Annotated in this window: 11 protein-coding genes; 10 read left to right on the forward strand and 1 reads right to left on the reverse strand. The window is 42.5% G+C overall.

Features of this window, described 5'->3' with window-relative positions:
- Positions 1-21: 21 nt before the first annotated feature.
- The 4 genes from ilvB (at position 22) to ilvC (ending at position 4,224) form a co-directional block, all read left to right on the forward strand.
- Positions 22-1,716: a biosynthetic-type acetolactate synthase large subunit gene (gene ilvB / locus DXC10_RS07835; RefSeq protein WP_117737640.1), complete on the forward strand. Its 1,695-nt coding sequence runs from the start codon at positions 22-24 to the stop codon at positions 1,714-1,716.
- Positions 1,717-1,819: 103 nt separating this feature from the next.
- Positions 1,820-2,380 (forward strand): acetolactate synthase small subunit, encoded by a 561-nt coding sequence (ilvN, locus tag DXC10_RS07840; RefSeq protein WP_101543955.1) that lies wholly within the window; start codon positions 1,820-1,822, stop codon positions 2,378-2,380.
- Positions 2,380-3,129 carry an acyl-[acyl-carrier-protein] thioesterase gene (locus DXC10_RS07845; protein WP_101543958.1) on the forward strand — a complete coding sequence of 250 codons (750 nt, stop codon included), beginning with the start codon at positions 2,380-2,382 and terminating at the stop codon, positions 3,127-3,129. The genes ilvN and DXC10_RS07845 overlap by 1 nt, the downstream gene beginning before the upstream one ends.
- Positions 3,130-3,180: 51 nt before the next feature.
- A complete protein-coding gene (gene ilvC / locus DXC10_RS07850) occupies positions 3,181-4,224 on the forward strand; it encodes a ketol-acid reductoisomerase (protein ID WP_101543959.1) in 1,044 nt (347 codons plus the stop codon).
- 51 nt (positions 4,225-4,275) lie between these two features.
- Here the strand turns inward: ilvC and DXC10_RS07855 are convergent, their stop codons facing one another.
- On the reverse strand, positions 4,276-6,165 hold the full coding sequence (locus DXC10_RS07855) for an AAA domain-containing protein (RefSeq protein WP_233519892.1): 1,890 nt from the start codon (positions 6,163-6,165) through the stop codon (positions 4,276-4,278).
- Positions 6,166-6,359: 194 nt separating this feature from the next.
- Here DXC10_RS07855 and DXC10_RS07860 point away from each other — a divergent pair, with 194 nt between their 5' ends.
- From DXC10_RS07860 to DXC10_RS07885, 6 genes are all read left to right on the forward strand, one after another.
- A complete protein-coding gene (locus DXC10_RS07860) occupies positions 6,360-8,603 on the forward strand; it encodes an aconitate hydratase (RefSeq protein ID WP_117737641.1) in 2,244 nt (747 codons plus the stop codon).
- 3 nt (positions 8,604-8,606) lie between these two features.
- Positions 8,607-9,764, forward strand: a complete 1,158-nt coding sequence (gene icd, locus DXC10_RS07865) for an NADP-dependent isocitrate dehydrogenase (RefSeq protein WP_101543963.1) — start codon at positions 8,607-8,609, stop codon at positions 9,762-9,764.
- Positions 9,765-9,801: 37 nt separating this feature from the next.
- Positions 9,802-11,145, forward strand: coding sequence for a citrate/2-methylcitrate synthase (locus tag DXC10_RS07870; RefSeq protein WP_117737642.1), 1,344 nt, complete (start codon positions 9,802-9,804; stop codon positions 11,143-11,145).
- Positions 11,146-11,324: 179 nt separating this feature from the next.
- Positions 11,325-12,095: a DUF1295 domain-containing protein gene (locus DXC10_RS07875; RefSeq protein WP_117737643.1), complete on the forward strand. Its 771-nt coding sequence runs from the start codon at positions 11,325-11,327 to the stop codon at positions 12,093-12,095.
- 13 nt (positions 12,096-12,108) lie between these two features.
- A complete protein-coding gene (locus tag DXC10_RS07880; RefSeq protein ID WP_117737644.1) occupies positions 12,109-13,335 on the forward strand; it encodes an NADH:flavin oxidoreductase in 1,227 nt (408 codons plus the stop codon).
- A gap of 36 nt (positions 13,336-13,371) precedes the next feature.
- The gene (locus tag DXC10_RS07885; protein ID WP_101543971.1) at positions 13,372-14,211 is read left to right on the forward strand and encodes an SDR family oxidoreductase; all 840 of its coding nucleotides are present in this window, start codon (positions 13,372-13,374) and stop codon (positions 14,209-14,211) included.
- Positions 14,212-14,255 lie beyond the last annotated feature (44 nt).

Below are 14,255 nucleotides of genomic sequence, written 5' to 3' on the forward strand. Positions count from 1 at the left end.
AGTCAAATCGTAAATATAGATATGGAAAACTTAATAACAGGCGCAGAGGCATTGATGCGCTCCTTGGAATATCAGGGAGTAAAAACCATTTTCGGTTATCCGGGTGGTAGTATTATGCCGGTATTCGATGCTTTATATGATCACAGAAAGAATTTAAATCATATTCTGGTTCGCCATGAACAGGGAGCTACCCATGCCGCACAGGGCTTTGCACGTGTATCCGGTGAAGTGGGGGTATGCTTGGTTACCAGTGGCCCGGGCGCTACTAATACTGTAACAGGTATTGCAGATGCCATGATTGACAGTACTCCGATAGTCGTTATTGCCGGTCAAGTGGGAACCAATTTTCTGGGTACGGATGCTTTTCAAGAGGTGGATTTAGTAGGTATTACACAGCCTATTACTAAGTGGAGTTATCAAATCCGTCGTGCCGAAGATGTGGCTTGGGCGGTGGCTCGTGCATTTTATATCGCGAATAGCGGTCGTCCCGGTCCGGTTGTATTGGACTTTGCCAAGAATGCTCAGGTAGAAAAAACTGAGTATCTACCGACAAAAGTAGATTATGTCCGTAGTTATCTGCCTGTTCCAGAAATGGAACCGGAAGCGATACGGAAAGCTGCCGAATTGATTAATGCGGCCGAACGTCCGCTGGTGTTGGTTGGACAAGGTGTTGAGTTGGGAAATGCGCAGCAAGAACTTCGTACTTTTATTGAGAAAGCTGGAATGCCAGCCGGTTGTACCTTGTTGGGACTTTCGGCATTGCCGACGGAACATCCATTAAATAAGGGTATGTTGGGTATGCATGGTAATTTGGGACCGAATATTAATACCAATAAGTGTGATGTCCTGATAGCTGTGGGTATGCGTTTTGATGACCGTGTCACAGGTAAGCTGGATACATATGCCAAACAGGCAAAGGTTATTCATTTTGATATCGATCCTGCGGAAATAGATAAGAATGTAAAGACAAATGTTGCCGTATTGGGTGACTGTAAGGAAACCTTGGCGGCTGTTACCAGGCTTTTGAAACCTGCGGAACATAAGGAATGGCTGGATAGCTTTATTCCATATGAGGAGGTGGAGGAGGAGAAGGTAATCCGTCCGGAGCTCCATCCGGTAGGTGATGCGCTGAATATGGGTGAAGTGGTACGTGCAGTGAGTGAGGCTACAAATAATGAAGCTATCTTGGTGACTGATGTCGGTCAAAATCAGATGATGTCTGCACGTTATTTTAAATATAGCAAGGAACGTAGTATCGTTACTTCCGGCGGATTGGGTACTATGGGGTTTGGCCTTCCTGCCGCTATCGGTGCTACTTTTGGAAGCCCCGACCGTATGGTGTGTGTATTTATGGGAGATGGTGGTTTACAGATGAATTTACAGGAACTGGGTACGGTGATGGAACAAAAAGCTCCGGTTAAGATGATTTTGCTGAACAATAACTTCTTGGGTAACGTTCGTCAGTGGCAAGCCATGTTCTTCAATCGTCGTTATTCGTTTACGCCGATGCAGAATCCTGATTATATGAAAATAGCATCTGCATACGATATTCCGGCACGCCGGGTATTCAATCGTGAAGAGTTGGAACAGGCTATTAATGAAATGATTGCAACAGATGGTCCTTTCCTTTTGGAGGCTTGTGTAGAAGAAGAAGGTAATGTGTTGCCAATGACTCCTCCGGGAGGTTCGGTTAATCAGATGTTGTTGGAGTGCTGAGATAATTACAAATTACGGATAAGTGACACTTTGGAGAACTTGAAAGTTTGTAATCGTAAACAGCAGCCTTGTAATTAGTAACTTGTAATTAGTAATTAGAGAAATGAACAAAACATTATATACAATTATCGTTCATTCGGAGAATTTCGCCGGTTTGCTGAATCAAGTGACGGCTGTATTCACCCGTCGCCAGATAAATATAGAAAGCTTGAATGTTTCGGCATCTTCCATTAAAGGAGTACATAAATATACCATTACCGCGTGGACAGATAAAGATACTATCGAAAAGGTGACAAAGCAAATCAGTAAAAAGATAGATGTACTGCAGGCTCACTACTTTACGGATGATGAAATCTATCAGCATGAAATTGCGCTTTATAAAATAACTACGCCTACACTTGAAGAAAAGCCGGAGGTTTCTAAGGTAATACGCAAGTATAATGCCCGGATTGTAGAGGTGAATTCCGTGTTTTCCATAGTGGAAAAGAATGGTATGAGTGAGGAAATTACCAACTTATATGAAGAGTTGAGAACTTTGGATTGTGTGCTCCAATTTGTGCGTTCCGGTCGGATAGCTATTACAACCAGTTGTTTTGAGCGGGTAAATGAATATCTGGCAGACCGTGAAGCGAAATATCGTCAAAGTAAAGAACAACAAGAATAATGAGTGAGAATAATAAAATAGGTACATATAAATTTGTGGCGGAACCGTTTCATGTGGATTTTACCGGGCGTTTGACCATGGGTGTGCTTGGTAACCATTTGTTGAATTGTGCTGGATTTCATGCCAGTGACCGTGGCTTTGGTATCGCTACGTTGAATGAAGATAATTATACGTGGGTTTTGTCTCGTCTGGCTATTGAATTGGATGAAATGCCTTATCAGTATGAAGACTTTTCCATTCAGACTTGGGTAGAGAATGTATATCGTCTTTTTACGGATCGTAACTTTGCAATTATCGATAAGGATGGTAAGAAGATTGGTTATGCGCGCTCGGTATGGGCAATGATCAGTATGAATACTCGTAAACCTGCCGATTTGCTGGCGCTACATGGTGGTAGTATCGTAGACTATGTCTGTGACGAGTCTTGCCCCATAGAAAAGCCTTCGCGTATTAAGGTGACGGCTACGGAACCCTCTACCATTTTGGAAGCTAAATATAGTGATATCGATATCAACGGGCATGTAAACAGTATTCGTTATATTGAGCATATCCTTGACCTGTTCCCGATAGAATTTTATAAAAAGAGCAGGATACGCCGTTTCGAGATGGCATACGTGGCAGAGAGTTACTATGGCGATGTGCTCACTTTCTATAAGGATGATGTTGGTAACGGTGTGTATGAAATAGAGGTGAAAAAGAATGCCGGAGAGGTGGTATGTCGTTCGAAAGTGATATTTACAGAGAAATAAATATATTAATCAATCAGTTGGCGTAAGCCACAAATAAAAATTAAACAAAAAATGGCACAATTGAATTTTGGTGGTGTTATGGAAAATGTAATAACCCGCGAAGAATTTCCTTTGGAAAAAGCACGTGAGATTTTGAAAGATGAAACAATCGCAGTTATCGGTTACGGTGTGCAGGGGCCTGGTCAGGCTTGCAATTTGCGTGACAATGGCTTCAATGTAATTGTTGGACAGCGTCAAGGTAAAACTTTTGACAAAGCGGTGGCTGACGGATGGGTACCGGGTGAAACTCTGTTCGGTATTGAAGAAGCTTGTCAGAAAGGTACTATTATTATGTGTTTGTTGTCTGATGCAGCTGTAATGTCTGTATGGCCGACTATCAAACCTTATTTGACTCCCGGAAAGGCTCTTTACTTCTCGCATGGTTTCGCTATTACTTGGAGTGACCGTACAGGTGTTGTTCCTCAAAAAGATATTGATGTTATTATGGTGGCTCCTAAAGGATCGGGCACTTCTCTCCGCACCATGTTCCTTGAAGGTCGTGGCTTGAATTCTTCATACGCAATCTATCAGGATGCTACCGGTAAGGCATTAGACAGAACTCTGGCACTGGGTATCGGTATCGGTTCTGGTTATATGTTTGAAACAACTTTCGTTCGTGAAGCTACTTCTGACCTTACCGGTGAACGTGGCTCTTTGATGGGTGCCATTCAAGGATTACTGTTGGCTCAATATGAGGTGCTGCGTGAAAATGGTCATACCCCTTCTGAAGCATTCAATGAAACAGTTGAAGAACTGACTCAGTCTTTGATGCCTTTGTTTGCTAAGAATGGCATGGACTGGATGTATGCCAACTGTTCGACTACTGCTCAACGTGGTGCTCTGGATTGGATGACTCCGTTCCACGATGCTATCAAACCGGTTGTTCAGAAATTGTATGCAAGTGTGAAGAGTGGTAATGAAGCTCAGATTTCTATCGATAGTAATTCTCAGCCTGATTATCGTGAGAAACTGAACGAAGAACTGAAAGCATTGCGCGAAAGTGAGATGTGGCAGACTGCTGTTACCGTTCGTAAACTCCGTCCGGAAAATAACTAATTCTTGTTATATAGGATAGAACAGATGAGAAAAACTTCCCTGTAAATAGTATTATAGGGAAGTTTTTTTTATATATTCTATCAATTTCTTATAAAAAACATGATAGCTCAATGTTGTTGCTTCTCCTAATATCACCAGTTTCATTCGTGCTCTTGTTATAGCTACATTCATTCGGCGCAGATCATTCAGAAATCCGATTTGGCCATCTTCGTTTGCTCTTACCAGACTGATGAAAATAATATCACGCTCTTGTCCTTGAAAACCATCGACGGTATTTACGGTGAATAGATTGCGGTAAGGACGGAGGGCAGAACTTGTTTTAATTTTATTCCGGAGATATTGTACCTGTGCTTTATAGGGGGAGATTATTCCGAAATCAATTCGTTCATCCAGAATACGGTCACCACCTATCCGCTTGATATAGGTTTCCAATTCTTGTAGTAGCAACTTGGCTTCTTCTTTGTTGATACGTCCAAACGTTTCACCAACAAACTCTTCTTTGAAATCCATCTCCGATGTATCAATCCAACTGATGGACGTATCCCAATCCAATATACCCCGATGACGTATTTCTGGCGCAGCCTGGAGTTCACCATTGTAGAACCAGTCGGAAGAGAAACGCATGATGTCTTCGTGCATCCGATATTGTACTTTTAATAAAGAAACGACAGCAGGTTTATTGGCAACTACTTTTTCCATTAATGTACGTTCCAATCCACTACGGGCGGCTTCATAACATTTTATAGTAGGAGGAAGTTGGCAATGATCTCCTGCCAATATTACTCGGTCGGCTTTACGGATGGCTATCCAGCAGGCAGCTTCCAAAGCTTGAGCGGCTTCATCAATAAACAAGGTACCGAAATGTTGTCCATTCAGTAGGCGATGATTACTACTGACAAGGGTTGAGGCGATGACATGGGCACTGTCAAACAGATCAGCATTGATTTGAATTTCCAATGCCGTAGCACGGTCGCGAAGGCGGCTCATCCGATTACGTACTCCTTCCCGTTCTTCATAACTACCTCGGCGGGCATGTCCTCCCATTTCACGCAAACTTTTACGGATACTCCATAATTCTGTGTAGAGGGGATGACTTTCAAAACGCCGCTCGTAAGTGAATGAAAGCATTTTATCATTGACGCGTGTAGGATTACCTATACGTAGCACATTAACGCCTCTATCTATCAGTTTCTCAGATATCCAATCGACTGCAGTATTACTTTGAGCGCAGACCATCACTTGTGGCTCTCGATGTAAGGTTTCGTAAATGGCCTCTACAAGGGTGGTAGTTTTTCCGGTTCCCGGAGGACCGTGTACGACGGCTACGTCACGGGCACATAGTACTTTGTTGACTGTTGTTTCCTGATTTGAATTTAACCATGGGAAGCGTACAGGATAGAGTTCACGGAAACCGGCCTTCAATGTTCCTAATAAAATATCCCGTAATTCTGCCAATCGATTTCCTTTGGCGCGAAGCACATCTTCCAACGCTTCGAACATGGTATGATAGGAGGTCTCGTCAAAATAGAGTTGTACACCCAAATTCTCTGCTTGCTGCACTTCCATGATGGATCCTGCACTGGGCATTACTACTACCATACGAGTTTCATCGGCATAACTGACAGTAGCAATAAAATTCATATAGGTGATTTTTCCGTCGACGGATTGACGGAAAAAAACGACGGGACGCCCGAATTCAAAATTGTGTTCTATGTCAGTCTCTTCCGAATGTGTAATTTCTATTACCAACTGATTGAGTGAATTGTAGTAACTTCGTCCAGAAGAAATAGGATACCAGCAAAGTCCACGTTTCACTTTCCGGGCAACACCCATATTTTCGGTCTGCCGTTTAAACTCCTCTTTCTCGTATTCGTATTCCATACGTAGCAAGAACTGGTGCTGCTGGAGGTGTATGATGGGAGACTGTATTTTGTTGGTCATATCTTGAGATATTATAAATGGGAATTTGCTGGGGTACTATGCCCCTAAATTATCATTAAATTTCTTACAAAGGTAATCATTCTCTCTCTTCAACAGAAGAAAAGTTTTATTTTGTTAAACATTTACCTCTTTTTATTTGTTTATAATATTAATTTGTAATCTTTACAATATTGAAAAATTAAAAACAAGTGGTTATGGTGTATGATTTGACAATGCTAAAGGCGTTTTATGCTGCTTATGCAGGGAAAATAAGACAAGCCCGAGCTGTTTTGAAACGCCCGTTGACGCTGGCGGAGAAGATTTTGTATGCTCATTTGTATAATACGGATGAAGTAAAGAATTATAAGCGTGGAGAAGATTATGTTACCTTCCGTCCTGATCGTGTAGCAATGCAGGATGCAACCGCACAAATGGCTTTATTACAGTTTATGAATGCTGGTCGCGACGAAGTTGCAGTGCCTTCTACTGTACACTGTGACCATTTAATTCAAGCTTATAAAGGCGCCAGGGAAGATATAGCTACAGCCACAAAGACCAATGAAGAAGTGTATAACTTTCTTCGAGATGTGTCTTCATGCTATGGTATTGGATTCTGGCAGCCCGGTGCAGGTATTATTCATCAGGTTGTTTTGGAAAACTATGCTTTTCCGGGTGGTATGATGGTTGGTACAGACTCTCATACTCCTAATGCTGGTGGATTGGGTATGGTGGCCATTGGGGTAGGAGGTGCCGATGCCGTGGATGTAATGACCGGTATGGAATGGGAACTGAAAATGCCTCACCTGATAGGTGTACGTCTCACCGGCAAACTGAACGGATGGGCAGCTCCGAAAGATGTAATTTTGAAATTAGCAGGTATCCTTACGGTAAAAGGTGGAACAAATGCCATTATTGAATATTTTGGTTCCGGAACAACTTCATTATCTGCCACTGGCAAGGCCACGATATGCAATATGGGCGCTGAAGTCGGTGCTACTACTTCACTCTTTCCTTTTGACGAGCGTATGGCGGCCTATCTGAAAGCTACCGGACGTGAAGAAGTAGCCGAACTGGCTGCTTCTGTAGCAGTCGACCTTTGTGCAGATGAAGAAGTGACCGATTGTCCTGAGAAGTATTACGATCGTATAATTGATATCGATCTTTCTACTTTAGAACCCTATATCAATGGACCTTTTACCCCTGATGCGGCGACTCCTGTTTCTGAATTTGCAGAAAAGGTCTTGAAAAACGGTTATCCTCGTAAAGTGGAAGTCGGACTGATAGGTTCCTGCACCAATTCTTCTTATCAGGATTTAAGTCGTGCCGTTTCTTTGGCGCGCCAAGTACAGGAAAAACGCTTGCACGTAGCTGTTCCCTTGATTGTCAATCCTGGTTCTGAACGAATTCGTACTACGGCCGAACGTGATGGAATGATTGATGTTTTCGAAAAAATAGGAGCAACGATTATGGCAAATGCCTGTGGACCTTGCATCGGACAGTGGAAACGTGAAACAGATAATCCTACCCGTAAGAATTCCATCGTAACCTCTTTCAATCGTAATTTTGCCAAACGGGCAGACGGTAATCCAAATACCTATGCTTTTGTTGCATCCCCGGAGCTGACAATGGCATTGACCATTGCCGGTGACTTGTGTTTCAACCCGTTGAAGGATATGCTGATAAACAATGACGGTATGAGGGTGAAACTTTCTGAACCAGTTGGCGAAGAACTGCCGTCACAAGGATTTGCAGCCGGTAGCGAAGGATATATAGCACCAAGTAGTGGAAGAAAAAATATTGTGGTAGACCCACATTCACAGCGTTTGCAATTGTTGGCTTCTTTTCCTGCATGGGACGGTACTGACTTGCTGAATATGCCTTTACTGATTAAAGTACAAGGCAAATGTACTACCGATCATATATCAATGGCAGGTCCGTGGCTTCGGTTTCGTGGACATTTGGAAAATATTTCCGATAATATGTTGATGGGGGCTGTCAATGCTTTCAATGGTGAAACCAACAAGATTTGGAATCGTTCTACCAATGCTTACGAAACTGTTTCGGGTACGGCTAAATTGTATAAATCGGAAAGAATACCCTCCATTGTCGTTGCCGAAGAAAACTATGGTGAAGGTTCTAGCCGTGAACATGCTGCCATGGAGCCGCGTTTCCTTAATGTGCGCGTTATTCTCGCAAAGAGTTTTGCCCGCATCCACGAAACGAACTTGAAGAAACAAGGTATGTTGGCACTGACTTTTGTTGACAAAGCCGATTACGATAAAATTCAGGAGCATGATTTACTTTCCGTTATTGGTTTGAGGGATTTTGCTCCGGGACGTAATCTGAAAGTTGTTCTTTACCATGAAGACGGAACTAAGGAGGATTTTGAGGTACAACATACTTATAACGAACTGCAGATAAACTGGTTCCGCGCCGGTTCTGCATTAAACGCACGATAGAAAATGGAAAAAATAACCGTACCTTTTATAATGGGTGATGGAGTGGGAACTGAGGTAACCCCTTCCATGCAAGCTATAGTGAATGCCGCCATCAGGAGAGCTTATGGTGACGGACGTGGTATCGAGTGGAAAGAAGTCTTGGCAGGTGAACGTGCGTTCCGTGAAATGGGGACGTGGTTGCCAGACGAGACGTTGGAGGCTTTCCGTAAATATAAAGTGGGTATCAAAGGTCCGTTGACAACTCCTGTAGGTGGTGGTATTCGTTCTTTGAACGTAATGTTACGCCAGACATTAGATCTGTACGTTTGCCTGCGTCCCATACGTTGGTATAAAGGAGTGATTTCTCCGGTGAAGGAGCCACAGAAAGTGAATATGTACGTATTTCGTGAAAACACCGAAGATATCTATTCCGGTATCGAGTGGGAAGCCGGAACGCCTGAAGCAGAGAAGTTCTACCATTTTTTGCATGATGAAATGGGAGTGACAAAAGTACGTTTCCCCGAAACAGCCTCATTCGGTGTGAAACCTGTTTCTAAAGAAGGGACGGAACGGCTGGTACGTGCGGCATGTCGGTACGCACTCGACAATCATCTGCCGTCAGTGACGTTGGTACACAAGGGAAACATTATGAAATTCACCGAAGGTGGTTTCAAGAAGTGGGGGTATGAATTGGCAGAACGTGAGTTCGGTAAGGAGATAACTGAGGGACGTTTGCTTATCAAAGATTGTATTGCTGATGCTTTCCTGCAAAATACGCTGTTGGTTCCCGAAAAATATTCCGTTGTCGCTACCTTAAATTTGAACGGTGATTACATTTCCGATCAATTGGCGGCTATGGTAGGAGGTATCGGTATTGCTCCCGGGGCTAATATCAACTACAAAACAGGACACGCTATCTTTGAAGCTACTCATGGTACTGCTCCTGATATAGCGGGAAAAGATATTGTAAATCCATGTTCCATCATTCTTTCTGCCGTGATGATGCTTGAATATTTTGGTTGGAAAAAGTCTGCCTCCCTGATAGAAAAGGCTTTGGAAAAGAGTTTTATGGAAGGACGTGCCACTGCCGACCTTGCCCGTTTCATGCCTGGTGGTGTATCTATGTCTACGTCGAACTTTACACGGGAGGTTGTGGAAAGAATTGAAAGAGAGAAAGAATGATGTATGATTATACGATATATGAAAACTGAATAATGTCATGAAGAAGGAGTATTTGATTTATAAACTTTCGGAGGACTTGAAAGAAGCCACCCGAATTGAAAACGAACTGTTCAAGAAGTTTGACGTGAAACGTGGATTGCGCAACGAAGATGGAACCGGTGTATTGGTCGGTCTGACCAAGATTGGCAATGTGGTAGGATACGAACGTATTCCCGGAGGAGGCTTGAAGCCTATTCCTGGAAAACTGTTTTATCGTGGTTATGATTTGGAAGACCTGGCACATGCGGTTATTAAAGAAAAACGTTTTGGTTTTGAAGAAGTGGCATATCTGTTGCTTTCAGGTAGGTTACCTGATAAGGAAGAGTTGAACTCTTTCTGTGAACTCATCAACGACAATATGCCGTTGGAACAAAAGACAAAGATGAATATCATTGAGCTGGAAGGAAACAATATTATGAATATCTTGGCACGTAGCGTACTAGAGATGTATCGTTTTGATCCGCAGGCTGATGATACTTCCCGTGATAATCTGATGCGACAAAGTATCGAACTGATATCGCAGTTCCCTACTATTATTGCATATGCCTATAACATGCTTCGCCATGCCACTCATGGTCGTTCTTTGCATATCCGTCATCCGCAGGAAAAACTGTCTATTGCCGAGAACTTCCTATATATGTTGAAAAAAGATTATACAGAGTTGGATGCTCGTACTCTCGATTTACTACTGGTACTTCAAGCTGAACATGGTGGCGGTAATAATTCAACTTTCACCGTACGTGTCACATCTTCTACAGGGACAGATACCTATTCGGCCATTGCTGCAGGGATCGGTTCTTTGAAAGGTCCGCTTCATGGTGGTGCTAATATTCAGGTAGCTGATATGTTCCATCATTTACAAGAGAATATTCAGGATTGGACGAATGTGGATGAAATTGATACTTACTTTACCCGTATGCTGAATAAAGAAGCTTACAACAAGACTGGATTGATTTATGGTATCGGTCACGCAGTGTATACTATTTCTGATCCGCGTGCCGTTCTGCTGAAAGAATTAGCTCGTGACTTGGCTCGTGAAAAAGGTAAAGAACGAGAGTTTGCATTCCTTGAGTTACTGGAAGAACGTGCTATCTCTACTTTCGGCCGTATCAAGAATAACGGGAAAACGGTTTCAAGTAATATTGATTTCTATTCGGGTTTTGTGTACGAGATGATTGGATTACCACAGGAAATATTTACTCCACTGTTTGCCATGGCACGTATTGTCGGTTGGTGTGCCCATCGTAACGAAGAACTGAATTTTGAAGGTAAACGTATCATTCGTCCGGCTTATAAGAATATACTAGAAGATACGATATATGTACCTATTAACAAACGTTAGTCGTTTGAAGTAAAATAATGGAGCTTATAGGGGATGCTACCAGGTTTAATAAACCGGAAGTATCCCTTTTCTTTGGATATTTTCTTCCCAGATAAGATGAAAAATGTTTTAATAATCTTTGGAAAACGATTTGAGTATTGTAAGTTTTTTCTATATTTGCTGTATTTAAATGAAAGAATATGAGCCGGGGAGATTTTCAGGCCTTTTTATGGGTAATGAGTGTGATAGCTCTTTTTGTCTTTATTGCACTCTATTTTATAAAAGCGGGGTATGGGATATTTCGAACAGCTTCGTGGGGAGCATCTATTAATAATAAATTGGCTTGGGTATTGATGGAAGCTCCGGTCTTTTTTGTGATGTCGGCTCTTTGGATATATAGCGGGATAGGGGTGACGATACCACAATTTATTTTCCTGTTATTATTTCTGCTTCATTATTTTCAACGTTCTTTTATTTTTCCATTGCTATTAAAAGGAAAGTCTCGTATGCCGATTGCTATTATGACGATGGGGATTGTATTCAATCTTTTGAATGGGATTATGCAAGCTGGTGGAATATTCTATTTCCCGATAAGTAAACTGTATGGGGATGGTTGGTATTATTTCCTTTCTCCATGGGCTATTGGAGGGCTTTTGCTGTTTTTTATAGGAATGGGAATAAATCTACATTCCGATTATGTGATACGTCATCTGCGTAAACCCGGTGATACAAAACATTACCTTCCGGGTAAAGGACTTTATCGATATGTCACTTCCGCCAATTATTTGGGTGAGTTGATAGAATGGATAGGGTTTGCAATATTGGTTGCTTCTCCGGCTGCATGGGTTTTTGTGTGGTGGACATTCGCCAATTTGGTACCTCGTGCTGATGCTATTTATAAACATTACCGTGAAGAGTTTGGTAATGAGGCTGTAGGGAAAAGAAAACGTATTATACCCTTTATATATTAAAGAATAAGGAATAATGAAAAGCTCAAAGTTATTTACACCTGTTACTTTCGGACCATTGACTTTGCGTAATCGTACTATTCGTTCGGCTGCCTTTGAGAGTATGTGCCCGGGTAATGTTCCGTCTGATATGTTGCTTAATTATCATCGTTCGGTGGCGGCAGGTGGTATTGGCATGACTACTGTTGCCTATGCTGCTGTTACACAAAGTGGACTTTCTTTTGATCGTCAGTTATGGATGCGTCCTGAGATTGTTCCTGGGCTTCGCAGGCTGACTGATGCCATTCATGCGGAGGGAGCGGCAGCAGGTATTCAGTTGGGACATTGTGGTAATATGTCTCACAAAAGTATATGTGGTTGTACACCGGTGGGAGCTAGCGGTGGTTTCAATCTTTATTCTCCAACGTTTGTGCGTGGACTACGTGCGGATGAACTACCTGAAATGGCGCGTGCGTATGGTCGTTCGGTAAATCTGGCACGTGAAGCCGGTTTTAATTCTGTAGAAATTCATGCCGGACATGGATATCTTATCAGCCAGTTTCTTTCACCTGCCACCAATCATCGGAAAGATGAGTTCGGTGGTTCATTGGAAAATCGCATGCGCTTCATGGATATGGTGATGGAAGAGGTGATGAAAGCTGCAGGTAATGACATGGCGATATTGGTAAAGGTGAATATGCGTGATGGTTTCCGTGGAGGGATGGAAATTGATGAAACTATGCAGGTGGCAAAGCGTCTGGAGCAATCGGGTGTTCATGCGCTGGTATTGAGTGGAGGTTTTGTCAGTAAAGCACCAATGTATGTGATGCGGGGGGAGATGCCTATTCGTAGTATGACGCATTATATGACTTGCTGGTGGTTGAAGTATGGAGTACGTATGGTAGGTAAATGGATGATACCTGCCGTGCCATTTAAGGAAGCTTATTTCTTGGAAGATGCCTTGAAGTTCCGTGCGGAGTTGAAGATGCCTTTGATTTATGTAGGTGGTCTGGTATCCCGTGACAAGATAGATGAGGTGTTGGATGACGGCTTTGAGGCAGTACAAATGGCGCGCGCGTTGCTTAATGAACCGGGATTTGTCAATCGTATGCGCGAAGAGGAAAATGCGCGTTGTAATTGCAGGCACAGCAATTATTGTATTGCACGGATGTATTCTATTGAGATGGCCTGTCATCAACATCTGAATGAGAAACTTCCTGCCTGTCTTAAGAAGGAAATAGAGAGAATAGAAGCGAAAGGCTGATAACTCATTGTTAATTATCAATTATCAATTAAAAAGGTGAAACTTGCGATTATAACCGGAGCAGATGGAGGAATGGGTATGGAAATTACTCGTGCCGTGGCTATAGCTGGTTACCGGATCATTATGGCTTGCCGAAGTTTGCAGGCAGCTGAACCTAAGAGACAATTACTGATACGTGAAACGGGAAACTCGTGTATTGAGGTAAAAGAGATAAATCTTGCTTCACTTTCTTCCGTTTCTTCTTTTGCAAATGAAATATTAGAACGGAGAGAGCCGTTGAGTCTGCTGATGAATAATGCCGGTACTATGGAAACAGAACGTCGTATTACTGAGGATGGACTGGAACAAACAGTAGGCGTAAACTATGTAGGACCTTATTTATTGACTCGTAAATTGTTGCCGTTGATGGGTGAGGGGAGTCGGATCGTGAATATGGTTTCCTGTACTTATGCTATTGGTAAGATTGACTTTCCCGATTTCTTTCTACATGGGAAAAAAGGTAGTTTCTGGCGTATACCTATTTATAGTAATACGAAGCTGGCTTTGACATTATTTACTATTGATTTGGCAAATCGGGTGAAAGACAAGGGGATAATAGTCAATGCTGCGGATCCGGGAATAGTTTCCACTAACATCATAACGATGCATATGTGGTTTGACCCGTTGACTGATATTTTTTTCCGTCCTTTTATACGGACTCCCAGACAAGGGGCGGCAACTGCTATCAGTCTATTGCTGGATGAAGAGACCGGGAAACGGACAGGAACCCTAAATGTGAGTTGTCATCCCAAAAAAATATCAGAAAAATATATGCAGCATGTGCAAATGCGCCAGTTGTGGAATGAAACCGAAAGGATAGTAAAGAAATGGCTATAAGAAATTTATTATAATTATACGGACTGGTACAGATGATGGTAGTT

This window comes from Bacteroides sp. OM08-11 (assembly GCF_003438665.1).
Classification (GTDB): Bacteria; Bacteroidota; Bacteroidia; order Bacteroidales; family Bacteroidaceae; genus Bacteroides; species Bacteroides cutis.